The organism is Pseudooceanicola profundus, assembly GCF_054919315.1.
Genome location: NZ_CM142898.1, coordinates 2,617,516 through 2,643,439 on the forward strand (window position 1 = coordinate 2,617,516; position 25,924 = coordinate 2,643,439).

Genomic DNA, 25,924 nt, shown 5'->3' on the forward strand with positions numbered 1-25,924 from the left:
ATGACGCTTCCCTATCCTTATCCCGATCCTGCCACGCTGCTGCGCGTGGGCCATATCATGCCCTCCTCGAACACCTGGGCCGAGCCGCTGACCTACGCGATGAACATGCCGGTGGCGGATCGCGTCTCGCAGCATTTCAGCCGGACGGAGGTGCAGACGCTGGCCCTGAACGAGGCCTCCAACGCGCATTTCCAGAATGCGCCCATGGTGGCGGCGGCCCGGCTGCTGGCGGATGCGCCGTTGAACGCTCTGGTCTGGAACGGCACCTCGGCCAGCTGGCGGGGGGTGGAGACGGATCAGCTGCTCTGCGAGGCGCTGACCGAGGCGACCGGCGTGCCCGCCACCACCGCGACGCTGGGCTTCTACGAGACCTACCGCCGCTTCGGCTTCAAGGACATCGCCCTTGCGCTGCCCTATACCGCCGACGTGTCGGAGCAGATCGTGGCCGAGTACCAGCGGCAGGGCTACTGCGTGCCCAAGGCGGCCTACCTCGGCATCGCCCGCAACGTCGAGATCGGCAACACGCCCGCCGACCGGATGCGCGCGCTGCTGCGCGACGCGGCCGAGAAGGGGGGCGACTGCATCGCGGTGGTCTGCACCAACTTCCCGGCCACGGCACTGGTGGCGGAGATGGAGGACGAGCTGGGCCTGCCCATCGTCGACTCGATCGCCGTGACCTTCCTCGAGGCCTGCCGCGTCGCGGGCTTCACGCCGAGTTGTCCGGGCTGGGGCAGAATCCTCGCCTAAGCGCCTTGCCCGCTGCAATGCAGCATGTCAGATCCGGGGCATGACGACGCTGCCCCCACATGATCTCGCCTGCCCGCACCCGGGTCGCTCCGGGGACGCTGCCGGAAAGGGGGCGCGATGCTCTTCGTGATCCTCATCCCCGTGGTTTTCGTGCTGCTGGCCATCTACGCCAAGCGCGAGACCCGCGATTGCCGCTGGCGCGCCGACCGCACCCGCGACACCGACGAAGGTGCGCTTTTCCACTGCATCCACTGCGGGGCGGAGATGCGGACCGCGGATGGAAAACCGCCAAAGGTCTGCAGTCAGCCCGAGGCCTGAGGCAGGCTGGAATGTGAGCGATAACGGCCCTGTGCTAAAAGGGGTGCCCCTGCGGCAGGTCGGGAGCGGAAAAAATCGTATCGCGGATGAAAATACCCTCTTGAAGTGAATCGGCAAAAGCCCGATATGCCCGCTCAAGACGCCAACGCACGCGCCTCTGGCGAGAGGGCTTCAGCCCTGCGGTTTACGTAGCGACGGTAACGTCTCCCTTGGAACTGAGCGGTCATATATGGCCGGGTCTATTGGAGATGACCATGAACGCTTACGTCGCCGAATTCTCGGCCCGCACTCCCGTGCACGCATCGCGCGTCGAAACCTTCATCCGTTCGACCACCTTCGACCGCCCGACGCTGGTGCTCGACGTGGATCGCGTGGCCGATCAGTACCACGCGCTCAAGGCAGGCCTCGGCCGTGCCCGCATCCACTACGCCGTCAAGGCCAACCCGACCCGCGAGATCGTGGAGCGCCTGGTCGAGGTCGGCTCGGGCTTCGATGCCGCCTCGCGTGCCGAGATCGAACTCTGCCTCTCGCTCGGCGCCCGTCCGGACCACATCTCCTTCGGCAACACCGTGAAGAAGCCGCGCGATATCGAATTCGCCTTCCACGCCGGTGTGACCCTCTTTGCCGCTGACGCCGAAGAGGAGCTGGAGAAGATCGCGGCCCATGCCCCCGGCGCCTCGGTCTACATCCGTCTGATCGTCGATGCGTCGGAGGCCGACTGGCCGCTGTCGCGCAAGTTCGGCTGCACCCGCGAGAAGGCCATCGGCCTGATGGACATGGCGCGCGGCCTCGGCCTCAAGCCGGTCGGCCTGTCGTTCCACGTCGGCTCGCAGACCAAGCGCGCCACCATGTGGACCACCACGCTCGACCAGGTGGCCGCCGTCTGGCACGCCGCCCGCGCCGCCGGTCATGACCTCACGCTGCTGAACATCGGCGGCGGTTTCCCCGCCTACTACGGCGAGGAGATCGAAGGCCCGACGCCCTATGCCGCCAAGGTGATGTCGCTCATCACCGAACGCTTCGGCGACGTGCCCGACGTGATGGCAGAGCCGGGCCGTGGCCTCGTGGCCGAGGCCGGCATGATCGCCGCCGAGGTGCTGCTGGTCTCGCGCAAGTCGGACAACGACCTGCACCGCTGGGTCTACCTCGACATCGGCAAGTTCTCGGGGCTCGCCGAGACGATGGAAGAGGCGATCCGCTACCAGTTCACCACGGATCGCGACGGTGATCCGATGGGGGCCTGCATCCTTGCCGGTCCCTCCTGCGACAGCGCCGACGTGCTTTACGAGAAGCGCCCGGTGGAACTGCCGCTGACGCTGAAGGCCGGGGATCGCTTCCTCATCCGCAACTGCGGGGCCTACACGTCCTCCTATGCCTCGGTCGGCTTCAACGGCTTCCCGCCGCTGGACGTGGTCGTCATCTGACAAAAAGCAGGACAGGGAACCCCGGCGGGATCAATCGCCGGGGGCCGGGCCGCGCACACACGGTCCGACCCTGCGATGCGACCAGACCTAGCAGGCCGGGCGCGGAGGTTGAGGGGCCTCCGCGCCCGATTTGCGTTTTCGCGGGCGAGGGGCGACTGCGCCCGCCCGCGTCACGACAGGGCTTTACGCGGGCGGGAACACCCGCCAGATTGTCCTGCACTCAGACATGATGATTGCCCGCGGGGCAGCAGGACGGCGCGATGCTTCGGCTTTATTCCCTGATCTGGCGGCTGACCGGCCCGCGCCAGATATTCCTGATCATCGTCTCCTTCCTGATCGCGGGCCTCGCGGCGGCGCCGCTGAAGTTCCAGCAGGACATCATCAACATGCTGACCGACGGCACCGGCACGGCGGACCGGCTGCTGCTGAACGGTGCCGGCATGATGTCGGTGATCCTGCTCAGCCTCGGGCTCAAGTGGGTGCTGGGCTACAGCTCGGGCATCCTTGGCGAGGACGTGATCCGCACGATCCGCAAGCGCCTGCTGCATTCCGCCAGCGAGCACGAGGCCGATCCGCACCATGTCTCGGCCGGCACGCTGTCCACCGCGATCTCGGCGGAGGCGGAGGAACTGGGCAGTTTCATCGGCGGCGCCTTCTCGGAACCGGTGATGCAGATCGGCACGCTGGTCAGCGTGATCGGCTTCGTCACGGCGACCCAGCCCCGGCTGGGTCTGGTGGCGCTGGCCATGGTGCTGCCGCAGGTGCTGATCGTGGTCTTCACCCAGCGGCAGGTGAACCGGCTGGTGGGCGAGCGTGTCTGCACTCTGCGCGGGGCCACCGACAAGCTGACCGCGGAGTTGCTGGAGGATGTCGAGGAGGCGGTGACGGCGGATTTCGACCGGATCTACGGCTTCCGGCAGAAGATCTTCGTCTGGAAGCTCTCGACCAAGTTCCTGCTGAGCACCATCAGCGGCGTCGCCACGGTGACGGTGATCCTGCTGGGGGGCTGGCTGGTGCTGGAGGGGCGCAGCGACGTGGGCACGCTGGTGGCCGCGGTGGCCGCGCTTGGCCGTCTTCAGGGGCCGACCAGCGTGCTGATCACCTTCTTCCGGCAGCTGAGCGTGAACCGGGTGAAGTTCGACCTGCTGCATTCGCTGATGGGACCGTCCCGGGCCACGCAGCCAATCCGCTAGCCCGCGACAGGCGCCGTGGAGAGACGGCAACGGGCCCGCGCGCGGCCTGTGTCCTGACGACACGCAGCGAAAACTCCCTGACGTCAGGAGATTGACCGGCGCACCACGCTTGCTAGGCTGCCGGAACGGTAGCGCAGCCCGGCCTCTGGCGCGGGCTTGCCACCGGTCCCGGGTCCGGTTCGGAGGAAGTGTCGAGTGATCATGCGGTGTGTTGCGGGCCTGCTGGCCCTTTGTCTTGCCTTGGCGCTCGGCCCGACGCCGGCCGAAGCGCAGGCCCAGCTGATCCTCGATGCCACGCGCGGCGCGGAAACCGACGCCGAGAGCGGCACCGGCGGCGTCAAGGTCATCCTGATCGACGAGAACGGCGAGGTCTCGGTGATGGAGAAGGGCGAGGCGATCACGCCGACGACCCGCGTACCGGGGCAGGGCGGCGGCATGGGCCGTGCCCGCAACCCGGACGAGATGGGCTCCATGCTGATGGATGCGCAGGCGGGGGCCAATGCCTTCTGGAAGACCGTCGGCGAACGGCTGGGCGCGCTGCCCGTCGCCTACAACGAGGTGCTCTACATCCTGCGGGCATCCTCGCCCGATGGCACGCTCTGGGCCTTTGTGCGGATCTTCCTGCTGTCCAGCATCGTGCTGGTTCTGGGCACGATCTTCGAACACCGGGTCTTCGTGCGGCGGCTGGCAAAGCGGCTCGTGGTGTCGCGGGTCCGGGACCGGCCCGAGGGCTACCTCGAGAAGATGCCCTTCCTCGTCTTCCGCTTCTTCATGGGGGCGCTCGGCACTGCGGTCTCGATGCTCGTGGGCTTCGTGGCGGGCGTGCTGCTCTTCGGCCGGGCCGAGGATACGGCGGCGCAGTTCACCGTCACCGTCATCTTCGTGGCCTATTTCCTGTTCCGCATGGTCTCGTTGCTGTGGCGGATGGTGCTCTCGCCCTTCCTGAGCCAGTATCGCATCCCGTATTTCTCGGACCGTGATGCCCGGCGTCTGTTCTACTGGTTGACCATCGGGGCCTTCCTGACGATCTTCACGCAGATGCTGGCGATCTGGGTGCTGGAACTGGGCCTGAACGAGGACATCCACCTTGTCATGGTGATGATCTCGACCGGCATCGTGAGCATCTACAACATCGTGCTGATCTTCGCGAACCTGCGCCCGATCACCGAGGCGATCCGGGGCGGGCGGCCGGTCCACGCGGTCAGCAAGAACATCAAGTGGGCCTCCTACCTCTGGGCGCCGCTGGCCCTTGGCTACATCGTGCTCTCGCTGGTGAAGGGGGCGATCTATTCCGTGCGCGGCGAGGCGACTTCGGTGCCCTTGGTGTCGGGGGCCTATGCCACCGTGCTGACGGCGCTGATCGTCTTCGCCACCTTCGCCTATTTCATCGAACGCTACGCGGCCCGGGCGCGGGAAATCCGCCGCCTGAACGAGGCGGCCGAGGCCGCCGCCGCGGACGAGAAGACCACCACGGTCATCGACGGCGTCGAGGTCGAGGTGACGGGCCCGGCAGAGGCCGCCGCCGCCGCCGCGACCATCCGCCGGCAGTATGCCGTGCAGACCTTCGAGGGGCTGGCCTACCGCGTGGCGGGGATCATCGCCCTCGTGGGCGGCATCTGGGCCTGCCTCGTGATCTGGGGCGTGAACACCGATTTCACCCGGACCCAGAGGTTCGAGCGGCTGATGGACATCTCGGTGATCCTCTTCATCGGCTATATCGTCTACCAGACCTTCCGGGTCTGGATCGACAGCAAGATCGCCGAGGAACAGCCCGAAGGGGGAGATGCGGAACTGGGGGACGAGGGCGGCCATGGCAGCGCCAGCCGACTGGGCACGCTTCTGCCGCTGTTCCGCAACTTCATCCTGATCGTGATTGCCGTGTCGATCCTGCTCATCGTGCTGATGGAGGTGGGGATCAACGTCAGCCCGCTCTTCGCCGGTGCCGGGATCGTCGGCCTGGCGGTCGGCTTCGGGGCGCAGGCGCTCGTCCGTGACATCTTCTCGGGGGCCTTCTTCCTGATCGACGACGCCTTCCGCAAGGGCGAGTATATCGACGTGGGCGACGTGAAGGGCACGGTCGAGAACGTCTCGGTCCGGTCGTTCCAGCTGCGCCATCACCTCGGCGCGCTGCACACGATCCCCTATGGCGAGATCAAGTCGCTCACCAACTATTCCCGCGACTGGGTGATCATGAAGCTGAAGCTGCGCCTGACCTACGACACCGATGTCGAGAAGGTGCGCAAGCTGGTCAAGAAACTGGGGCTGGACCTGCTGGAGGATCCGGATCTGGGGCCCTGCTTCCTGCAGCCGCTGAAATCGCAGGGCGTGATCGAGATGCAGGATTCCGCGATGATCCTGCGGGTCAAGTTCATGACCAAGCCGGGCGACCAGTGGATCGTGCGCAAGCGCGTCTACCAGGAGATCCGCGAGCTCTTCGCCCGCGAGGGCATCCGCTTCGCCAACCGCGAGGTCACGGTGCATATCGCCGACGAGCGCTCGGACAAGAGCGCGCCGCTCACCGAGGAGCAGAAGCGCAAGATTGCCGGTGCGGCGCTCGACATGGACGAGGACGGCGAGGAGGGCGGCATGCCCCCGGGCGACGACCGCTGAGTGCCGTCCGCAGGCGCAGACGTCGTGATCAGCGGCCTCAGAGGCCGTAGTAGCCGCGGTACCATTCGACGAAGGCGCTGACGCCCTCGGGCACGTCGGTGTCGGGGCGATAGCCGGTGAGCCGGTGCAGCAGGGTCGAATCCGCCCATGTCACCGGCACGTCGCCGGGCTGGATCGGCATCAGGTTCCGTTTCGCCGTGCGCCCGGTGGCCCGTTCGATCGCGGCAATGAAATCGGTCAGCGGCACCGGGGCCGAATGCCCGATGTTCAGCACCCGGAAGGGCGCCACGGGTGACAGGCCGAATTCCTCGGCCTCGGCGGCGTCCTGCGGCACGGCGGGGGGCAGGTCGATCAGCCGGCGCAATGCCTCGCAGAGGTCCGCGATATAGGTGAAGTCGCGCCGCATCTCGCCGTTGTTGAACACGTCGATCGGCTCCCCGCGCAGGATCGCCCGGGTGAAGATCGACATCGCCATGTTGGGTCGCCCCCAGGGTCCGTAGACGGTGAAGAAGCGGAACATGGTCGTCGGCAGGCCGAAGAGATGGGCATAGGAATGCGCCATGTTCTCGGTCGCCTTCTTGGTCGCGGCGTAGAAGGACATCTGCGTGTCCGTGCGCTCACTCTCGGTATAGGGGATCGCGGCATTGGCGCCGTAGACCGAGGAGGAGGAGGCCAGCAGCATGTGCTTGGGCGGATGGGCCCGGGCGGCCTCCAGCAGCTCGTAGGTGCCGATGATGTTCGCATCGAGGTAGGAGCGCGGGTTGTCGATCGACTGGCGCACGCCCGCCTGCGCGGCAAGGTGCACGACGATCGCCGGGCGCTCGCTGGCAAAGAGGTCCCGCAGCAGGTCCGGCGCCTCGATCTTGGCGCGCAGGCCGCGATAGTTGGGATGCGCCAGCAGCTGCGCCTCGCGGTCGCGTTTCAGCTCCGCATCGCCCATGTCGGTATGGGCATCCACGCCCACGACACGGAAGCCCTCGTCGAGCAGGCGGCGGCTGATGTGATAGCCGATGAAGCCGGCGGACCCGGTGACGAGGACAGTGCGCATGAGACCTCCGGACGACTGACGGCCATCGGGCTATACGCTGCGCCCGGGGGATGCAAGGCGAAGCGCCTGCGGGGCAGGGGCAGGGGGCGATGCTGCGGCCGATGCCGGGGGTGATGCTGGGGCCGTGACGCCCCGGGGGCTCAGCTCCGGTGCGGGTCGAGCGCGTCGCGCAGACCGTCCCCCATGAAGGAGAAGGCGAGGACGACGATGATGATCGGCAGCATCGGCAGCGCGGTCCACGGGTAGATCTCGATCGAGGAGAGGTGCTGCGCGTCGTTCAGCATCACGCCCCAGCTGACCGCGGGGGCGCGCAGGCCGAGGCCGAGGAAGGAGAGCGCGGTTTCGCCCAGGATCATCGAGGGGATCGACAGCGCCGCGGAGGCGATCAGGTGGCTGCGGAAGTTCGGCAGCAGGTGACGCCGGATGATGCGGGAGGGCTTGGCGCCCATCATCTCCGCGGCCTGCACGAAGTCCTCCTCGCGCAGCGAGAAGAACTTGGCCCGCACGGCCCGCGCCAGCCCCGGCCAGTCCAGCAGCCCGAGGATGATCGAGATCGCGAAGAAGACCGAGACCGGCCCCCAGTGCGAGGGCACCGCCGCCGAGAGCGCCAGCCAGAGCGGCAGTTCCGGGATCGAGCGCAGGATCTCGATCAGGCGCTGGATCGCGTAGTCGAGGCCGCCGCCGAAATAGCCCGCGATGGAGCCGAAGAAGATGCCGAGCCCCATCGAGATCGCGATGCCCACGAGGCCCACGGTCAGCGAGAGCTGCGCCCCGTAGAGGATGCGCGAGAAGACATCGCGCCCCAGCCGGTCGGAGCCCCAGAGGAAGACGGTCTTGCCCTCGGGGGCGCAGAAGAGGTGGGTCGTCGAGGGGATCAGCCCGGCAAGGCTGTAGGGATCGCCGGGGCAGAACCACTGCAGTGTCTGGGGCGCCGCCCGGTCGGGGGTGTAGTCCCAGCGATACTCGGCCAGGTTGGCCTCGCCGCGCAGCGGGTAGATATAGGGCGCAGTAAGCCCGCCCTCGTCGAAGACCCGGACAAGCTGCGGCGGGGCAAAGATGTGCTCCGCGTCGCGGGTGTTCGGGCCATAGGGGGCGATGAAGCCCACCAGCGGCAGCAGCAGGTAGCAGGTCAACAGGAACAGCGCCGAGATCAGCCCCAGACGGTGCTGCGCGAACCGGCGCAGTGTCAGGCGGCTGAGCGAGAGGCGGGCCTCCGGCGTGTCGGCGAGGGTGGCCGCTTCCTCGGGGCTGTCGTCTTCGGGCGCGACGTAGCGGCCGTCTTCGAGGCGGATCACTTGCGTTTCTCCCCGATGCGGATGCGCGGGTCCAGCAGGGCCAGCAGCACGTCCGAGATCAGCGTGCCCACCAGCGTCAGGAAGGCCACGAAGACGAGGATGAAGGCCGAGAGGAACAGGTCCTGCGTCTTGAGCGCGGTCAGCAGGGCCGGGCCGATGGTCTGCAGGCCGAGGACGACCGACACGAGGACCGAGCCGGAGATCATCGCCGGCAGCAGCGTGCCGATATCCGCGACGAAGGGATTGAGCGCGGCGCGCAGCGGGTATTTCACCAGCATCCGCGCCGGCGGCATCCCCTTGGCGATCGCCGTCTCCACGTAGGGCCGGGACAGTTCATCGAGGAGCGAGGCGCGCAGCCTCTGCATCATCGCCGCCGCCCCGGAGGTGCCCACCACGAAGGTCGGGATGATCAGGTGGACCAGGATCGAGCGGGCCTTCTCGACGCTCATGGGTTCGTTCTCGAACTCGGGCGCCATCAACCCGCCGATCGGCAGGTCGAGGTACTTGTGGCCGTAGTAGAACAGGATCAGCGCCAGCAGGAAGTTCGGCGTGGCCAGCCCGAGGTAGCCGATGAAGGCGGTGGAGTAGTCGATCCACGACCGGGCCTTCACCGCGGCAATGACGCCGAGGGTCAGCGCCATCACGTAGACGAAGACGAGGGTCGCGACGTTCAGCAGGATGGTCAGCCAGAGCGCCTCGCCGACGATCTCGCTGACCGGGGCGGAGAATTCGAAGGACCAGCCGAACTGGCCCTGCAACAGCCCGTTGAACCCATGCGGGCCGGGCGCCGCTCCGAGCCAGATCAGGTATTGCCGCCACAGCGGCTGGTCGAGCGCGTATTCGTGGCGCAGGAACTCGGCCTTGGCGATGCCGGCCTCCTGGCCGGTGGCGCGCAGCTCCGCCAGCTGGTTGGTCAGGTAGTCGCCCGGCGGCAGGTTGATGATCAGGAAGATCAGCGCCGAGACCACCAGGAGCGTCATCAGCATGGAGGCCGTACGCGACCCGATGTAGAGCAGCAGTTTCAATTCATTGCCCCCGCGGCGCCGGGTGCGAAGAAGAAGCTGTCGGGATGGTAGACGCCGAAATGCGCCCCCGGGTCCCAGGCCCAGAGACCCTCGACCGGCACGTTGTGCAGGTCCTGGTTCACCACGATGGGCTGCGGCGCCCGGGTGATCAGCCCGATGGCAAAGAGCTGGTCGGCATGGATGTCGACGATCTCCTGCCAGGCGGCGGCCCGGGCCTCGCGGGTGGACGCGGCCTCCCAGATGTCGGCCAGCTCCATCAGGCGCTGCGCCGCGGGCAGGTCGGGGGCTTCTCCGGCCTCGCCATGGGTCTGGAAGTACTGGCCCCACATCGGCCAGCTGAAGAATTCCTGCTGCTGCGGCACGGCGAAATCCGGGGGCGTATCGGGCTGCGGCAGCCCGTTGTCCCAGCCGTACCAGACCGCGGCCATGGTCAGCCCGGCGAAGACACGGTTGCGCAGGATGTCCCGGTCCAGCGGGCGCTGCACCAGCTCCACCCCGATGTCGCGCCAGGTGTCCGTGAGGATCTGGAGCGCGTCCTCCACCTCGGAGCGCTCGCCCGCGGTCTCGATCACGATGCGCAGCGGGCGGCCGTCAGGCAGCAGGCGGATGCCGTAGGGCGTGCGGTCGGTCAGGCCGATCTCGTCCAGCAGGGCGTTGGCCTCCGCCGGATCGTAGGTCGCCCACTTGGTCAGGTTCTCGGGCCTGTAGAAGGGGCTCTGCGGCAGCACGGTCATCCCGCCCTCGGCGGCGAGACCGAAGTAGAGCGCCCGGTTGACCATGTGCCGGTCGATCCCGAGCGACAGCGCCCGGCGGAAGCGCACGTCCCGGAACAGGCTCCGGAAGGCCGGATCGGCGTAGTTCAGGTTCGGATGGATCGCGATCTGCGAGGCGGTGCCGTTCTCCCACAGGCGGGTGGCGTAGTTGCCGCCGTCCATCTCGCCCTTCTTGAGGACGGCGATGTCCTTGAACGACAGCCCGCGGGCCTGCAACTGGGTTTCCCCCGCGTTGGCCTTGGTCGCCACGAGGCCGCCGCTCGCCACCAGCATCTCGACCGCGTCGAGGTAGGGCAGTTGCTGCCCGGTGGCGTCGACCCGGTGGTAGTAGGGGTTCCGCTCGAAGACGAAGCGCGACTTGCCGCCCTCGGTTGCCAGCACCCAAGGCTGAAGGCTGGGCAGGCCCGGGTTGTCGCATTCGTACATGTTGTCGAACTTGTTGTGCAGCGCGGCCCAGCTGGCGACCTTGTAGGTTGCCATCTCCGCCTGCAGCGAGGCGGGATCGGTGTAGCGGGCGTGGTAGGTCTTCAGGTAGTGCGCCGGGCGATAGATGAACGGCGGACGGGCCTGCGCCAGCGTCTGGAGGAAGCGCGGATTGCGCACCGGCCAGTCGTAGACGACCGTTTCGGCATCCGGGAAGGTGACGGTGGGCAACTCGCCCTGCGGACGCAGGAAGGGCTCTGGTCCCGCGGGCGTCAGGTCGGGGTTGTTGACCACGTCTTCCCAGTAATAGCGGAAATCCTCGGAGGTGAAGGGCGCCCCGTCCGACCACTTGTGCCCCTTGCGCAGGTGCAGGGTGAAGCGGCGGCCGTCCTCCACCTCGACGCTTTTCAGGATGTCGGGCTGAAGCTCGTAGTTTTCGTCATAGCCCATCAGCCGGGCATATCCGTAGACCGTCATCTGCCGGGTGTCCTTGCGGCGCCCGATCAGCGTGGTGAGCGTCCCGCCGTACTGGCCGGTCTCCTTGCCCATGGCGGGCAGGTCGACCACCAGCGGCTCTGCGGGCAGGCGCTCTGCCAGCGGGGGCAGGCTGCCGTCGGCGACCTTCTCGGCGAAGGCGGGCACCGGCACCAGCCGCGCGGGCAGGCCGGACTGGGCGGTGGCGGGAAGCGGCAGGCCCGCCAGCAGGGCAAGGGCCGCGGCGCGCAGCGTGGCGCGGAACGATCCGGCCGGAGAAAGAGGACGCGTCAGGGCAGGCTGGCAGAGATGGACGTCAGGCATGGGCTCGGACCCGGTGGGGGCCCTCCACCGCGCGCAGCGGCGGTAGGGCGTTGTTGTCGAGGCGATAGGCCGCCGGCCAATTGGCTGGATCGCCGGCACCGCGCGCCACGGCGTCAAGGTCGATGGGGCGCTGCAGGTCGGGCTCCGGCTGGGCGGCGATCAGGGCGCAGGTATAGGGATGGCGGGGATTGTTGAACAGCATCGCCGGCGGCCCCTGTTCCACGATCACCCCCTGCCGCATCACGGCCACCTCGTCCGCAATCTGCGCGATCACCGCGAGGTCATGGGAGATGAAGAGATAGGACAGCCCCAGCCTCTGCTGCAGATCCGCCAGCAGGTCCAGCACCTGCGCCTGCACCGAGACGTCGAGCGCCGAGGTCGGCTCGTCACAGACGAGGAACTCGGGGCCGATCATCAGGGCGCGGGCAATCGACAGCCGCTGCCGCTGACCGCCGGAGAAGGCGTGCGGATAGCGCCCCAGCATGTCGCCGGACAGGCCGACCCAGCCGAGGACCTCCTCGGCCCGCGCCAGCCGCTCGGCCGGGGTGCCGAGGCCGTGGATCTCCATCGGTTCGCAGAGTGCCTCGCGGATGCGCATCCGGGGGTTGAGGGTGGAATAGGGGTCCTGGAAGACCATCTGCGCCAGCCGCTGGAAGGGCATCCGGTTCTCGGCCGTCAGGGTATGCACGGCGATCGGATCGCCGGTGCGGGGGCGGTAGGTCACGGTCCCGCCGGGATCGGGCGCCAGGGCGCCGAGGGCGATCCGGGCGCAGGTGGTCTTGCCCGATCCGCTTTCGCCCGCGATGGCGACGGTGGCGCCGCGCGGCACGGTCAGGTTGAAATCACTCACCGCCGCGAAGGTCTCCTTGCGGGCCCAGGGAAGCTTGCTGCGCAGCATGAAGCTGCGCGAGACGTTGCGCATCTCCAGCAGCGGGGCGTCCTGAGTCGGAACGGCGGTCTCCGCGGGCGCCTCCGGTTCGGACGGGATCTCGGGGGCGGCCGCGATCAGGCGCCGGGTGTAGGAATGCCACGGGCTGCCGAGGACGAGCGCGGCAGGCCCGCTCTCCACCACGCGGCCCTTCTTCATGACGGTCACGTCATCGGCCATGTTGGCGACGACGCCAAGGTCATGGGTGACGAGGACCAGCGCCGCGCCGGTTTCGGCCTGAAGCCGCTTCAGCAGGCCGAGCACCATTGCCTGCGTCGTCACGTCGAGCGCGGTGGTCGGCTCGTCCGCGATGATCAGCCTGGGCCTGTTGATCGTCGCCATGGCGATCATCGCCCGCTGGCGCATCCCGCCCGACAGCTCGAACGGGTAGGACCGGTAGACCCGCTCGGGATCGGTGAACCCTACGGTTTCGAAGGTTTCCAGCACCTTGGCGCGGACCTCGCGCGGGGACAGGTCGCTGTGCAGGCGCAGGACCTCCCCCACCTGATCGCCGGCGGTATGCATCATCGAGAAGGCGTGCATCGGCTGCTGGAAGATCATCGACACATCATTGCCGCGGAACGCCCGCAGGGCCCGCGGTGTCAGCTTCAGCGGCTCGACCTCGTCCCGGCCATCCCGGTAGACGATCGTGCCGGAGCGCACCTGGGCCACCCCGGGCAGCAACTTGAGGATCGCGCGGCAGGACAGCGTCTTGCCGGACCCGCTTTCCCCCACCAGCGCCAGCGTACGTCCGGGCTGGACCGAGAAGTTGACGTCATGCAGCACGTTCTTGCCCGGCGCGAAGCCGATTGTAAGCTCCCTGACCTCGAGGATCGGGGCGGTCTGGGGGGCGTCCGGAATGGCGGTCATCATGGAAGAAGCGGAGCAGGTTTTCCGCGCACTGGCAAGATGAATCACGGCCTTTCCGGGGGGACGCGTGGCCGCTATGCGCCCTGCCGCGGGGTCCTTCATAATGCTGCTGCCGCGGCATTCGGACCCGTCCGTGCCGTGTTTCCCGGGAAACCACGCGGCCCTCCCCGCGGGGGCGGGCGCGGGGCCCGCAACCTGATGCGCGCAGGCCACTTGACGCGGCGAAAGCGGGGGCATGCCTGCCGCAGGGCAGAAAATGCCGGGGGGCGGGGGTTTTCTGCCCCTGCAGAAAGTGCATAGACTGCGCCAGTTGTGACAGGGCGAGAAGGACATGCCATGAGCCGTCTGGACAGATTTATCGAACGGATGGTGTCCCAGCGGGCCAGCATCGACTTCGCCCTCGCGGAAACCGCCGGTCTGGGCGGCCCGATCCTCGAGCTTGGCCTCGGCAACGGGCGCACCTACGATCACCTGCGGGAAAAGGCCGGGCCCGAGACGATCTATGTCTTCGAGCGCGCCGTGGCGGCCAATCCCCTGTCGATCCCCGAGGACGAGATGCTGATCCTCGGCGAGGTGACGGAGACGCTGCCGCAGGCCTTCGCGCGCTTCGGGGCGACGGCGCGGCTGGTGCATTCCGATCTCGGCGCGGGCAACGCACAGGAGAACCTCAAGTTCTCGCGTGCGATCTCTCCGCTGATCGAGCCGCTGGTGGCGCCGGGCGGGATCGTGATCGCGAACGACCCGATGTATTTCGACACCCTCGAGCCGCTTCCGCTGCCCGAGGGCGCGATCCGGGATCGCAGTTTTCTCTACCGGCGCCCGGCCTGACAGGGCCTGACGCGCGGCCCCGCCGCCTTGGACGTGGCCGGGACAGAGAGGCTGCGCGGGACGCAGCCGGGGACAAATGGTCGTGCCAGATGCGGCCGGTGACACAGACAAACGAAGCAATGAATGATGGTCAGTGTGAGTGATACAATCGCAGTGATCGGCATGGGGTATGTCGGTCTGCCGCTTGCGGCGGCTCTGGCCCGGGCCGGCGCGCCTGTCGTGGGCTTCGACGTGAAACGCAGCCATATCGACAGCCTCCGGGAGGGCATCGATCCCAATGGCGAGGTCAGCAGCGCCACGCTGAAGGCCGCCGCCATGCGGTTCACCGACGATGCGGCGGACCTGTCCGCGGCCAGCATCTACATCATCGCCGTGCCGACCCCGGTGACCGAGGCCAAGGTGCCCGATCTGGGCCCGATCCGCGCCGCCTGCGCCGCGATCGCGCCGAACCTGTCGCGGGGCGATCTGGTGGTGGTGGAAAGCACCGTCTACCCGGGCGTGACCGAGGATGTCTGCGGCGCCGAACTGGAAGCGGGCTCGGGCCTGCGCAGCGGTACCGATTTCGTGCTGGGTTATTCGCCCGAACGGATCAACCCGGGCGACGCGGAACATTCGCTGGAGAAGGTCGTCAAGATCATCGCCGCGCAGGATGCCCCGACCCTCGACCGGATGGAGGCGCTCTATACCCCCGTCGCGCGCGGCGGGCTCTACCGGGCCTCCTCGATCCGCACCGCCGAGGCGGCCAAGATCATCGAGAACACGCAGCGCGACCTGAACATCGCGCTGGTCAACGAATTCTCGCTGATCTTCTCGCGCATGGGGCTCGACACGCTGGAGGTTCTGGAGGCGGCGGGGACCAAGTGGAACTTCCTGCCGTTCCGGCCCGGCCTCGTGGGCGGCCACTGCATCGGCGTCGATCCCTATTACCTGACCTATGCCGCCGAGAGCCTCGGCTACCACCCGGAGGTGATCCTCTCGGGGCGGCGCATCAACGACCGCATGGGCCGTCACGTGGCGCGCAGCCTCGTGAAGGAGATGCTGGCGCGCGGGATGCGCCCGGGGGAGGCCCGGGTGCTGGTGCTGGGCTTCACCTTCAAGGAAGACTGCGCCGACATCCGCAACACCCGCGTGGCGGACATCGTCGACGAGTTGCAGGAGTTCTCGGTCACGGCGGAGGTCTATGACCCCCGCGCCAGTGTCGAGGCGATCCGCGAGTCCTACGGGATCGAGGCGCTCGACGCGCTGCCCGAGGGGCCGTTCGACGCGGTTGTCCTCGCGGTTGCCCATTCCGAGTTCCGCGCGCTCGGGTCGCAGGGCGTGCGGGCGCTGCTCGGCGACAAGGGGCTTGTGTACGACGTAAAGGGCCTTTTTGATAGGTCCGAGGCAGAACTCCGACTTTGAGGACAGCGGCGTTGGTATTGAGGGACTTGAAGATCGCGGACCGCCTGACTGCCTTTGCCGAGGGCGCGGGCGAGGCGCCGCGCGTGTTGTTCTACAGCCATGACACCTTCGGCCTCGGCCACCTGCGGCGTTCGCGGGCGCTGGCGACGGCGATCACCGAGACCTATCCCTCGATTTCCTCGATCATCCTGACGGGGTCGCCGGTGGCGGGGCGGTTCACCTTCCCGGCCGGGGTCGATCACGTGCGCCTGCCCGGCGTGACCAAGAACAGCGCGGGGCAATATGTCTCGCAGACCGCGGGCCTCGACATCGATCAGGCGACGGAGCTGCGCTCGGGCATCATCCGCTCGGTGACGGAGAGTTATCGCCCCGACCTGCTGATCGTCGACAAGGAGCCCACGGGCTTCCGCGGCGAGCTTCTGCCCGCGCTCGAGTGGCTGCAGGAGAACACCCAGTGCAAGCTCGTGCTCGGGCTGCGCGATGTCCTCGACAGTCCCGAGACGCTGCGCGCCGAATGGGCCCGCAAGGGCGCGACCGAGGCGACGGAAAAGTTCTACCACGAGATCTGGATCTACGGGCTGCAGGACATCTACGACCCGACCGAGGCGCTGCCGCTCTCGCCCGCCTGCCGGGCGCGGATGCACTGGACCGGCTACCTGCGCCGCGACACCGTGCCGGTGGCCGCGCAGGAGGGCGATCCCTATATCCTCGTCACCACCGGCGGGGGCGGCGATGGCGCGAACCTCGTGGACATGGTGATCTCGGCCTATGAGCAGGACCCGACGCTGGAACCCCGCGCGGCTCTGGTCTACGGGCCGTTCCTGTCCGGTCCCGTGCGCGAGGATTTCGAGCGGCGCATCGCGCGGCTTGACGGACGGGTGCGTACGGTCGGCTTCGAGAGCCAGATCGAAAGCCTCTATGCCGGGGCGCAGGGGGTGATCGCCATGGGTGGCTACAACACTTTCTGCGAGATCCTGTCCTTTGACAAACCGGCGGTCGTCGTGCCGCGCACCTTCCCCCGGATGGAGCAGTACATCCGCGCCAGCCGGGCCGAGGCGCTCTCGCTGATCCGGATGCTGGACGAGCACCGCGACGGTTTCACGCCCGAGGCGATGATCGCGGCGATCCGCGGGCTGGCGACCCAGCCGCCGCCCTCGGCGGGGCATTACGAGGGCCTGCTCGGCGGGCTGGAGGAAGTGACGCGGCGCACCGGCGTGCTGCTGCCGCAACTGGCAAAGGCGGCGCCATGAAGGATACGACCCACGAAGAGGCCCACGGCACGACGCCGGAGGGGCCGGAGGGGCCGCGCCTCGCCGTTGTCGTGAAGGGCTGGCCGCGCCTGTCCGAGACCTTCATCGCGCAGGAACTGGTGGCGTTGCAGGAGGCCGGGCTGGCCTTCGACATCTGGTCGCTGCGCCACCCGACGGACACCAAGACCCACCCGCTGCATGACCGGATCACCGGCGCGCTGCGCTACCTGCCGGAATACCTGCATCAGGAACCCGGGCGGGTGCTGCGCGGGCTTGGCGCCGCGCTGGTCATGCCGGGCTTCGGTCGGGCGTTGCGGCTGTGGCTGGCGGACCTGCGCCGCGATCCCACCCGCAACCGGGTGCGTCGTTTCGGGCAGGCCTGCGTCATGGCGCGGGAACTGCCGCCGGGGACCCGGGCGCTCTATGCCCATTTCCTTCATACGCCCGCCTCTGTCACCCGCTACGCGGCGGTGATGCGCGGGCTGCCCTGGGCCGTGTCGGCCCATGCCAAGGACATCTGGACCTCGCCCGAGTGGGAGAAGCGCGAGAAGTTGACCGCCGACACGGCGGGGGCGGAGTTCCTCGCCACCTGCACCGGCGTGGGGGCAGAGCACCTCGCCGGGCTGGCCGACGATCCGGCCCGCGTGCGGCTGATCTACCACGGGCTCGACTTCGCGCGCTTCCCCGCGCCGCCGGAGCGGGACTGGGCCGCGACCGGCCCCTGCCGCATCCTCTCCGTCGGACGGTTGGTGGAGAAGAAGGGCTTCGACCGGCTGATTGCCGCGCTTGCGTTGCTGAAGGACGCGGAGTGGGAGTGGCACCACATCGGCGGCGGTGCGCTGAAGGAGACGTTGCAGGCGCAGGCCGAGGCCGCCGGGATCGGCGACCGGATCGTCTGGCACGGGGCGCAGAACCAGCCCTTCGTGATCGAGGCGATGCGGCAGGCCGACATCTTTGCCCTGCCGAGCCGGATTGCCGAGGACGGTGACCGCGACGGCCTGCCCAACGTGTTGATGGAGGCCGCCTCGCAGATGCTGCCGATCCTCTCGACGCCCGTCTCCGCCATCCCCGAGTTCATCGACACCGGCGTCCATGGGGTGCTCAGCGATGACGCGCCCGAGGCGCTCGCCGCCGCGCTGCAGGAGATGATCGCCCACCCCGACAAGCGCCGGGCCTATGCCGAGGCCGCCTATGCGCGGCTCAAGGCGGAGTTCTCCATGGCGCCGGGGATCGCGGATCTCTACACGCGCCTCGCCGCCATGACGGGGCAGGAGCGAGGGCAAGGCCATGCAGCGGCGGTGCGGGAGGCCGCGCCGGACAGCCGCCCATGACTGCGATCGCCTTCTATGCGCCGATGAAATCGCCGCGCCACCCGGTGCCCTCGGGCGACCGGGAAATGGCGCGCGGTCTGCTGGCTGCGCTTGCGGGGCTGGGGCAGGGCGGCACGGCGCTGGTGTCGGAATTCCGCAGCTACGAAGGGCAGGGCGATCCCGCCGCGCAGGACCGGCTGCGGGTGGAGGCGGAGGCAGAGGCCGCCCGCCTGATCCAGCGGGGCCGGGCCGAGGGCTGGCGCCTCTGGGCCACCTATCACAACTACTACAAGGCGCCCGACCTGCTGGGCCCCGTCGTCTCCGAGGCGCTCGGCATTCCCTATGTCCTCTTCGAGGCGAGCCGCGCCGACAAGCGGCTGGCGGGACCCTGGGCGGGCTTCGAACAGGCGGCGGGCAGGGCCTGCGACCGGGCGCAGGTGATCTACTGCCTGACGGCCCGGGATCGCGAGGCGCTCGCCGCGGCGCAGCCCCCAGGGCAGGCGCTGGTGCTGCTGCCGCCCTTCCTGAACCGCGAGGCGCTGCCACCGGCGGCCCGCCCGGTGCCGGGGCGGCTGATCACCGTGGCGATGATGCGTGCGGGCGACAAGCTGGCCTCCTATCGCCAGCTGGCCGCGGCGCTTGCCCTTGTGCCCGGGGCGTGGAGCCTCGACGTGATCGGCAGCGGCGCGGCAGAGGCGGAGGTGCGGGCGCTGCTCGCCCCCTTCGGCGCGCGGGTGCGGTTCCTTGGCGCCCTGCCGCCCGAGGGTGTCGCCGCGGCGCTTTCCGAGGCGGCGGTCTACGTCTGGCCGGGGGTCAACGAGGCCTTCGGCATGGCCTATCTCGAAGCCATGGCGGCCGGTGTCCCGGTGATCGCAGAGGACCGCCCCGGCCTGCGGGAAATCGTGCGCGAGGCGGGTCTGGTGCCCGCGGGCGATGCCGCCGCCTTTGCCGGGCGCATCGCCGCATGGCTGGGGCATGAACCGGATCGCGCGGCCCGGGCCGAGGCAGCCCGTGATGAAGTCGCCGCCCGCCATCTGCTGCCTGCCGCCCGCGCGGCGATCCGCGCGGCGCTGCCGGTGATGCAAGGGGAGGCGGGCGCATGATCCGGCTCGGCCTGCTGCGCCACGGGCATACGGAGTGGAACCGCGCCGGGCGGATACAGGGCGCCTCCGACATCCCGCTCGACCCGGACGCGCGGGCGCAGCTGGCGGCCCAACGCCTGCCCGCCGGATGGGATGCTGCGACGCTCTACGCCAGCCCGCTGCACCGCGCGGTCGAGACCGCGGAACTGGTCGCGGGCCATGCGCCGCAGATAGCCCCCGCGCTGCGCGAGATGAGTTGGGGCGAGTGGGAAGGACAGCGCGGCGCAGACCTGCTGGAGGCCGCGACCACCCCGCGCTATCGCCATATCGAGGACTGGGGCTGGCACTACCGCCCGCCCGCCGGGGAGAGCCCCGCAGACCTGCGTGCCCGCCTGCTGCCCTGGCTGGACAGGCTGACCGGAGACGCGGTGCTCGTCACCCATATCGGCGTGATGCGGGTGCTGCTGGCGCTTGCGCACGGCTGGGACTTCTCCGGCGCAGCACCCTTCGCGGTGAAGCGCAACCGGCTCTTCGTGGTGGACTACGAGGCGGGCGTGCTGCGCCCCGGAACGCCGCCGGTGGTGCGGCTGGAGGCCCGCGCATGAAGATCCTGATCGCCGTCACCCACCTGCTCGGCGCCGGGCATCTGACCCGCGCTGCCGCCCTCGCGCGGGGCTTCGCCGGGGCCGGGCATCGCGTCGTCCTCGTCAGCGGCGGGATGCCCGCGGCCCATATCGCCCTCGACGGGCTGGAGGTGGTGCAGCTGCCGCCCGTCCGCTCCGACGGGACGGATTTCACCCGTCTGCTGACGCCCGACGGCCCTGCCGATGCCGACTACCTCGCGCGCCGCGGGGTGGCGATGGAGGAGGCCGCCCGTACCCTTGCCCCGGACGCGGTGATTACCGAACTCTTCCCCTTCGGCCGCCGCATCCTCGCCGCGGAATTCCGCGCCCTGATCGCGGCCGCCCGGCAGGCCAATCCGGCGGTCCGGGTGCTCTGCTCGATCCGGGACATCCTTGCCCCGCCATCGAGCCAGAAGAAGGCCGACCGCATCGCCGCCCTGCTGAGGGAGCTCTACTACGCAGTGCTGGTGCATTCCGACCCGGCCATCGTGCCGCTCTCGCTCAGCTGGCCCATCACGCCCGAGGTGGAGGCCAAGCTGCGCTACACCGGCTTCGTCGTGGCCGGGGCCGAGGCCCCCGCGCCGCAGGCGCGCGGCCGCGAGGTGCTCGTGAGCGCGGGTGGCGGCAGCGTCGGCCGCCCAGTCTTCGAGGCCGCCGTCCCCGCCGCGCGCCTTGCCCCCGATCTCGACTGGCGCCTGCTGGTCGGTGGCGCGGATGCGGGGCAGGTCTGCGCGGCCCTCGCGCAGGACGCCCCGGCCAACCTGCGGGTGGAGCCCGCCCGGCCCGACTTCCGCACCCTGCTGGCCCGGGCCGGGGCCTCCGTCAGCCTCGCGGGCTACAACACCGCGATGGACCTGATCCTGACCGGCGTGCCCGCCGTGCTGGTGCCCTTCGACGCGGGCAGCGAAACCGAGCAGGGCCTGCGGGCCGAGGGCCTCGCGCAACTGCCCGGCGTCACGGTGCTGCGCGCGGCAGAGGTCACGCCCGCGGCGCTCGTCGCCTCCGTCCGACACGTGATGGCCGACACGCCCCGCCCGCGCGGCGGCTTCGCCCTCGACGGGGTGGGGGAGAGCCTGCGGATCGTCACGCAGATGGGAGAAACGTCATGAGCCTCTGGTCCGGTGTGCGTCGCGAACTGGCGCTCTGGGGCGAGGAGGGCCGCGTGCTGCCGGTCTGGTGGCGCGATGACGACGCGGTGGCCGCCACGCCTGAGCTCGACCAACTGGCGCAGGAGGCGCGCGCCTTCGGCCTGCGGATCGACCTCGCCGTGATCCCCGCCGGGCTGGAACCGACGCTGGCCCCCGCCGTGGCGGAGGGGCCGTTCCGCGCCCTCGTGCACGGGTTGCACCATGCAAACCATGCTCCCGCCGACCGCAAGAAGGCCGAGTTCGGCGACACCCGCCCGCTCTCCGACCGGCTGGTCGAGGCGCATCAGGGCCTGGCCACGCTGCGTGCCCGCCTCGGGGGCAGGCTGCTGCCGGTCTTCGTGCCGCCGTGGAACCGGATCGGGGCGGACATGGCGCCGGGTTTGGCGCAGATCGGCTATCGCGGCCTCTCGACCTTCCGCCCGCGCGCGGCGGTCGAGGCGGCGCCCGGCCTGTTGCAGCTCAACACCCATCTCGACCCGATCGACTGGCGCGGCACCCGCAGCGCCGTCGCGCCCGAGGCCTTCGCCGCCCAGACGCTGCGCTTGCTGGAGGACCGCCGCACGGGCCGCGCCGATGCCGAGGAGCCCTTGGGCCTGCTGACCCACCACCTCGTCCACGACGCGGCGATCTGGTCGCTGGTCCGCGCGTATTGGGAGGTGCTGATGGAGGGGCCGGTGCAGCCGGTCGCGCTGGAGGATTACCTCCCGCAGGGGCCCACGCCGACGCCCTGATCGGCCCCTCGATCCGCCGTCAGAGCGCCTGTCTAAATTACCGTCCAAATCCCCGACCAGATCTCTGCCCTGTCCAGCCGCGCAGGCTCAGACGCAGGGGTTCAGGGCTGGGGCTTGCAGGGGCGCGCAGACGCCGTGTTCAGGGGGCAGGGACCTCCCTCCGGCAGGTCCATTGCCTCCCACGGCGAGGGCTTCCCGGCGGGGTCATCAGGCCGCAGCCTGTCCCCTCATCCCGCGCCAAGCGGCTTGGTGATCAGGATCCACTCCGCCACCTCGCTCTCCCAGCCATCTTTCTCGCAGGGCCGCCGCGCCACCTCGCCATATCCGTGCCGGTCATAGAGCCGCCGCGCCCCGGTGTTGCTGTCCGCTACGATCAGGCTCATCAGCCCCAGTCCCTCCGCCCGGGCCCAATCCTCGGCGACCCCCAGAAGGCCGCTGCCCAACCCCCGGCCACGATGGCCCGGGTAGGTCGCCAGCACGTTCACGTACCAGCTGTCCGGGGCGAGGTTCTCCAACTCCTGCAAGGGGCGGAAGAGCGCGGGCATGTCGTCGGGGATCGGCTCGGGATCGGGGCCGATGACATAGCCGGTGAGGCCCGCAACCGCATGCCCGTCGTGATCCGCCACGATGATCTCGCCCGCCGCGGCCTTGGCGGCCTGCCGCCGTCGGCCGACCTCCCAGGGGTCCTCGACGGGGCCTGCCAGCCCCTGCCAGACGACGAGGGGCAGCCCCTCGCCGGCAAAGAACACGAGGTCGGCCAGCTGGGCCGCATCCTCGGCGGTGGCGAGCCTGTAGGGCTCGTGCAGGGTCAGGGTCATGTCCGGCTCTCCTCCCGGTCGCGACAGGCACGCCGCCGGGCCAGCATAGCAGGTTTCCCCGCGCGCCGCGCCTGCCGTGACGGGGCGGGCGGTCAGCCGCCGTCGCGCACGTCCGCCCATTCGGGGTGACGCCGGAACTGCGCCGCCGCGAAGGGGCAGAGCGGCAGGATCTTCCAGCCGCCGGCCCGTGCGTCCTCCACCGCCCGTGTCACCAGCGCCAGCCCGATGCCCTGCCCGCGGAAGGCATCGGGCACCCCGGTGTGGTCGAGGATGATCAGCCGCGCGCTGGCGCGGGAATAGGTCATCTCCGCCTCGTGGCCGCCGTCGCGGTAGAGGTAGCGCCCCTTGCTGCCGGTCTCTTCCAGTTCGATCCGTCCGCTGTCCATGCTCGTTCTCCTGATCGCGCGGCCCCAGCCTGCGCGCCCGGCGCCGATGTCGCAATCTGCTTGATCGCACAGGCGCTGCGCGACATCTTTCCGCCATGACCCAGACCCATGCCCCCCTCGATGCCGAGCTGCGCCGCGCCATCGCGCCGGTGATCTGCTATCCCACCGACAGCCTGCCGCAGCCGGACCTGCCGCTCTATGCCCGGGCCCGCGCCACGGCCACGAAGGCGGCCGAAACCCTCGTGCCCGCCCGCGACGGCGGCAGCTTCGAGGTGCCGGCGGGCAGCTTCTTCCGGATCACCTGCACCGGTGGCCCGCAGGTGGGCGACCTCAACCTCTGGAATGCCCATGACCTCTCTGAGGGGTTCTACTCCGGCAAGACCCGCGCCCTGCATGGCACCCACCTGACGGTCGGCGACCGGCTCTGGTCGCGCTTCCCGCACCTGCGCCCGATGGCGACGATCACCGCCGATACGCTGGACTGGTACGGCACCGATCCTCACGGCGGCCGGGTGCACGACGTGATCGGCACCCGCTGCGATCCCCATACCAACCACCTGCTGACCGGCCAGCACTACCACCACTGCTGCCAGTCCAACTTGACCCGCGCCCTGGCCGCCGCGCGGGGCCTGCCCCTTGCGGAGGCCGAGGTGACCACCCACGACGTGCTCAATGTCTTCATGTGTACGGGCTTCACCCCGGAGGGGCGCTACTTCATGAAGGCCAGCCCCGTGCGCCCCGGCGACTACCTCGAGTTCTTCGCCGAGATCGACCTGCTGGGTGCGCTCTCCGCCTGCGCGGGCGGGGACTGCAGCGCGGAACATTCCTCCGACACCGCCCCCTGCCACCCGTTGCTGGTCGAGGTATTCACCCCCGATCCCGCCAGCCTCGCCGGCTGGTCCAGCCCCGCGCGCAATGGCTACGATGGCACCCACGGCACCTGACGCAGCTGCACCGCCTGCCAAACGGACGCCCGCTCTGGTTTCCGTTTCGCAAATATCCTCGGGGGGAATTGGCCCCGCAGGGGCCAAGGGGGGCAGACAGCCCCCTTATCTGCTCCCTTTCCCGGCCCCCAGACAGGGCGCCGCAGAGGCGGCGCCGCCGGGCTCAGGCGAAGGCCGCCTCCAGCGCGATTTCCACCATCTCGCCAAAGCTCGACTGCCGGTCCGCCGAGGGCAGCGCCTCGTGGCGCAGCAGGTGGTCCGAGACGGTCAGCACGGCAAGCGCCCGGCAGCCGAAGCGCGCGGCGACGGTGTAGAGCTCGGCGGCCTCCATCTCCACGGCGAGGATGCCATGCCGGGTCATCTGCTCGTTCAGGTCGGGGCGTTCGTCATAGAAGACATCGGCCGAGTAGATCCCGCCCGCGTGGACCCGCGTGCCCTTGGCCTGCGCCGCGGCCCAGGCCGCCTGCAACAGACCGTAATCCGCGCAGGGGGCGAAGTTCAGCTCCTTGAAGAAGCCCTTCGACGGGGTCGACATCGTGCTGGCCGTCATGGCGAGGATCACGTCGCGCAACTGCACCGCCTCCTGCATCGCCCCGCAGGAGCCGATGCGGATCAGGGTCTTGGCGCCGAGGTCGCGGATCAGTTCGTTGGCATAGATCGAGAGCGAGGGCATCCCCATGCCGGAGCCCTGGATCGTCACCCGGTTGCCCTTCCACGTGCCGGTGTAGCCCAGCATGCCGCGGACCTCGTTCACCAGCTTCACGTCGTCGAGGAAGGTCTCCGCGGCCCAGCGGGCGCGGTAGGGGTCGCCGGGCATCAGGACGGTTTCGGCGATGTCCTGCGGTTCTGCGCCGATATGGATGGTCATGAGGGGCTCTTCTCCGTGATCGCCTTCGGGGTGGCGGGATCATCGGCGCGCGCGGAGGCTTTGTCCATCCTCGCCCCGCCGTCAGCCGTTCCCTCGGCGGCGCCATGCAGGGTCACGCTGCCGGCCAGCACCGGGTGGGCGGCAAGCGCGGGGGCCAGGACCTCGCTCTGGAGCAGGGCGCGGGTCTCGGCGGCCAGCTCCGCGGGCAGATCCCCCAGAACGCCCTTGCGGGCCGAGAGGACGATGCGGCGCGAGAGCGGCGCGAAGGGCAGGGGGTGGACCTCGAGATCGGGCATCAGCCGTCGGGCGCGCATCAGGGCCAGCGGCGGCAGGATCGTCCAGCCCGCACCGCGCGAGACGATGGCGAGGATGGCGTGGTAGCTGTCCAGCTCGAACCGGTGCGAGAGCGTGAGGTTCTGCTGCGCCAGATGGGTCTGGATCAGCCGCCCCATGTAATGCCGCGTGGTGTAGAGCACGAGCGGGCGCGCCTGAAGCTGCGGCAGCAGCGGCGCCTGCGTGTCGAGCGCACCCCGGGCGGCGGCCACGACGAAGCCCTCGGTCAGCAGCGGATGCCGCTCGGCCCAGTCCTCGGTCCCGCCCATCTCGGCCGCGACCACCAGATCGAGCGCCTCGGATTCCATCTGGTCATGCAGGTAGTGGCTGGCCCCGGTCTCCAGCAGGAACTGGCAGCCGGTCAGCCGGTCGGCCATACGGGTCAGCAGGGCAGGGGTGACGTCGGCCTCCAGGTCCTCGATCATCCCCAGCCGCAGCCGGGTCAGGCGAAAGCGCCCGGCCTGTGCCAGTTCCGCGCGGGCCTGAGCGGCCTCGTTCAGGATCGACTGTGCCCGTCGGCGAAAGACCTCGCCCTCGGGGGTCAGCTCCAGCGGCCGCGCGGAGCGGATCATCAGCGTGACCCCGAGCGCGGCCTCGAGGTTGGTCAGCTGCTGGCTGACGGCCGAGGGGCTGGCCCCCAGCCGTCGTGCCGCGACCGAGATCGACCGCTCCTCGACCGTGGCCACGAAGACCTCGATCCCCCACAGGGTGATCCGTCCGGCGGGCGCGGTCATGGGCAATCCCTCTCGG

General features: G+C 69.5%; 23 protein-coding genes. 14 read left to right on the forward strand and 9 right to left on the reverse strand.

Going from position 1 to position 25,924, the window contains the following annotated elements:
• From ACX9MO_RS11955 to ACX9MO_RS11975, 5 genes are all read left to right on the forward strand, one after another.
• Positions 1–747 (forward strand): maleate cis-trans isomerase family protein, encoded by a 747-nt coding sequence (locus ACX9MO_RS11955; protein ID WP_462211998.1) that lies wholly within the window; start codon positions 1–3, stop codon positions 745–747.
• A 117-nt stretch (positions 748–864) separates the two neighbouring features.
• On the forward strand, positions 865–1,065 hold the full coding sequence (locus tag ACX9MO_RS11960; protein ID WP_462211999.1) for a hypothetical protein: 201 nt from the start codon (positions 865–867) through the stop codon (positions 1,063–1,065).
• A 254-nt stretch (positions 1,066–1,319) separates the two neighbouring features.
• Positions 1,320–2,489 (forward strand): type III PLP-dependent enzyme, encoded by a 1,170-nt coding sequence (locus ACX9MO_RS11965; RefSeq protein ID WP_462212000.1) that lies wholly within the window; start codon positions 1,320–1,322, stop codon positions 2,487–2,489.
• 260 nt (positions 2,490–2,749) lie between these two features.
• A complete protein-coding gene (locus tag ACX9MO_RS11970; protein WP_462212001.1) occupies positions 2,750–3,682 on the forward strand; it encodes an ABC transporter transmembrane domain-containing protein in 933 nt (310 codons plus the stop codon).
• A 201-nt stretch (positions 3,683–3,883) separates the two neighbouring features.
• Positions 3,884–6,292: a mechanosensitive ion channel family protein gene (locus ACX9MO_RS11975; protein ID WP_462214449.1), complete on the forward strand. Its 2,409-nt coding sequence runs from the start codon at positions 3,884–3,886 to the stop codon at positions 6,290–6,292.
• A 37-nt stretch (positions 6,293–6,329) separates the two neighbouring features.
• On the opposite strand, the gene ACX9MO_RS11980 is transcribed toward ACX9MO_RS11975, so the two are convergent.
• The 5 genes from ACX9MO_RS11980 to ACX9MO_RS12000 all read right to left on the reverse strand — a co-directional run bounded on the left by ACX9MO_RS11980 (position 6,330) and on the right by ACX9MO_RS12000 (position 13,455).
• Positions 6,330–7,340: an NAD-dependent epimerase/dehydratase family protein gene (locus ACX9MO_RS11980; protein ID WP_462212002.1), complete on the reverse strand. Its 1,011-nt coding sequence runs from the start codon at positions 7,338–7,340 to the stop codon at positions 6,330–6,332.
• A 140-nt stretch (positions 7,341–7,480) separates the two neighbouring features.
• Complete coding sequence (locus ACX9MO_RS11985; protein ID WP_462212003.1) at positions 7,481–8,635, reverse strand: ABC transporter permease; 1,155 nt, start codon at positions 8,633–8,635, stop codon at positions 7,481–7,483.
• The gene (locus ACX9MO_RS11990) at positions 8,632–9,621 is read right to left on the reverse strand and encodes an ABC transporter permease (protein WP_409996987.1); all 990 of its coding nucleotides are present in this window, start codon (positions 9,619–9,621) and stop codon (positions 8,632–8,634) included. The genes ACX9MO_RS11985 and ACX9MO_RS11990 overlap by 4 nt, the downstream gene beginning before the upstream one ends.
• 35 nt (positions 9,622–9,656) lie before the next feature.
• Entirely contained in the window at positions 9,657–11,654 is a 1,998-nt protein-coding gene (locus ACX9MO_RS11995) for an ABC transporter substrate-binding protein (protein ID WP_462212004.1), read from the reverse strand.
• Positions 11,647–13,455 (reverse strand): dipeptide ABC transporter ATP-binding protein, encoded by a 1,809-nt coding sequence (locus ACX9MO_RS12000; protein ID WP_462212005.1) that lies wholly within the window; start codon positions 13,453–13,455, stop codon positions 11,647–11,649. Before ACX9MO_RS12000 ends, ACX9MO_RS11995 begins: the two co-directional genes overlap by 8 nt.
• Before the next feature lie 333 nt (positions 13,456–13,788).
• On the opposite strand from ACX9MO_RS12000, the gene ACX9MO_RS12005 reads away from it, so the two are divergent.
• From ACX9MO_RS12005 to ACX9MO_RS12040, 8 genes are all read left to right on the forward strand, one after another.
• Positions 13,789–14,280 (forward strand): class I SAM-dependent methyltransferase, encoded by a 492-nt coding sequence (locus ACX9MO_RS12005; protein ID WP_222493246.1) that lies wholly within the window; start codon positions 13,789–13,791, stop codon positions 14,278–14,280.
• Between the two features lie 126 nt (positions 14,281–14,406).
• On the forward strand, positions 14,407–15,681 hold the full coding sequence (locus ACX9MO_RS12010; protein ID WP_222493710.1) for a nucleotide sugar dehydrogenase: 1,275 nt from the start codon (positions 14,407–14,409) through the stop codon (positions 15,679–15,681).
• A gap of 32 nt (positions 15,682–15,713) precedes the next feature.
• Complete coding sequence (locus tag ACX9MO_RS12015) at positions 15,714–16,931, forward strand: glycosyltransferase family protein (protein WP_462214450.1); 1,218 nt, start codon at positions 15,714–15,716, stop codon at positions 16,929–16,931.
• Positions 16,928–18,262, forward strand: a complete 1,335-nt coding sequence (locus ACX9MO_RS12020; protein WP_462212006.1) for a glycosyltransferase — start codon at positions 16,928–16,930, stop codon at positions 18,260–18,262. The genes ACX9MO_RS12015 and ACX9MO_RS12020 overlap by 4 nt, the downstream gene beginning before the upstream one ends.
• Positions 18,259–19,344 carry a glycosyltransferase family 4 protein gene (locus ACX9MO_RS12025; RefSeq protein ID WP_462212007.1) on the forward strand — a complete coding sequence of 362 codons (1,086 nt, stop codon included), beginning with the start codon at positions 18,259–18,261 and terminating at the stop codon, positions 19,342–19,344. Before ACX9MO_RS12020 ends, ACX9MO_RS12025 begins: the two co-directional genes overlap by 4 nt.
• Positions 19,341–19,928, forward strand: coding sequence for a histidine phosphatase family protein (locus tag ACX9MO_RS12030; protein ID WP_462212008.1), 588 nt, complete (start codon positions 19,341–19,343; stop codon positions 19,926–19,928). Before ACX9MO_RS12025 ends, ACX9MO_RS12030 begins: the two co-directional genes overlap by 4 nt.
• Complete coding sequence (locus ACX9MO_RS12035; RefSeq protein ID WP_462212009.1) at positions 19,925–21,055, forward strand: glycosyltransferase family protein; 1,131 nt, start codon at positions 19,925–19,927, stop codon at positions 21,053–21,055. The genes ACX9MO_RS12030 and ACX9MO_RS12035 overlap by 4 nt, the downstream gene beginning before the upstream one ends.
• The gene (locus tag ACX9MO_RS12040) at positions 21,052–21,825 is read left to right on the forward strand and encodes a polysaccharide deacetylase family protein (protein ID WP_462212010.1); all 774 of its coding nucleotides are present in this window, start codon (positions 21,052–21,054) and stop codon (positions 21,823–21,825) included. Before ACX9MO_RS12035 ends, ACX9MO_RS12040 begins: the two co-directional genes overlap by 4 nt.
• A gap of 227 nt (positions 21,826–22,052) precedes the next feature.
• Here ACX9MO_RS12040 and ACX9MO_RS12045 read toward each other — a convergent pair whose 3' ends face one another.
• Positions 22,053–22,643, reverse strand: coding sequence for a GNAT family N-acetyltransferase (locus tag ACX9MO_RS12045; protein WP_462212011.1), 591 nt, complete (start codon positions 22,641–22,643; stop codon positions 22,053–22,055).
• Positions 22,644–22,735: 92 nt separating this feature from the next.
• A complete protein-coding gene (locus ACX9MO_RS12050) occupies positions 22,736–23,029 on the reverse strand; it encodes a GNAT family N-acetyltransferase (protein ID WP_462212012.1) in 294 nt (97 codons plus the stop codon).
• A gap of 95 nt (positions 23,030–23,124) precedes the next feature.
• Here ACX9MO_RS12050 and ACX9MO_RS12055 point away from each other — a divergent pair, with 95 nt between their 5' ends.
• Positions 23,125–23,973: an urea carboxylase-associated family protein gene (locus ACX9MO_RS12055; protein WP_462212013.1), complete on the forward strand. Its 849-nt coding sequence runs from the start codon at positions 23,125–23,127 to the stop codon at positions 23,971–23,973.
• 163 nt (positions 23,974–24,136) lie between these two features.
• Here ACX9MO_RS12055 and deoD read toward each other — a convergent pair whose 3' ends face one another.
• Both deoD and ACX9MO_RS12065 read right to left on the reverse strand, forming a co-directional pair.
• Positions 24,137–24,841: a purine-nucleoside phosphorylase gene (deoD, locus tag ACX9MO_RS12060; RefSeq protein ID WP_222493230.1), complete on the reverse strand. Its 705-nt coding sequence runs from the start codon at positions 24,839–24,841 to the stop codon at positions 24,137–24,139.
• Entirely contained in the window at positions 24,838–25,908 is a 1,071-nt protein-coding gene (locus ACX9MO_RS12065) for a LysR family transcriptional regulator (RefSeq protein ID WP_462212014.1), read from the reverse strand. The genes deoD and ACX9MO_RS12065 overlap by 4 nt, the downstream gene beginning before the upstream one ends.
• Between the last annotated feature and the right edge of the window lie 16 nt (positions 25,909–25,924).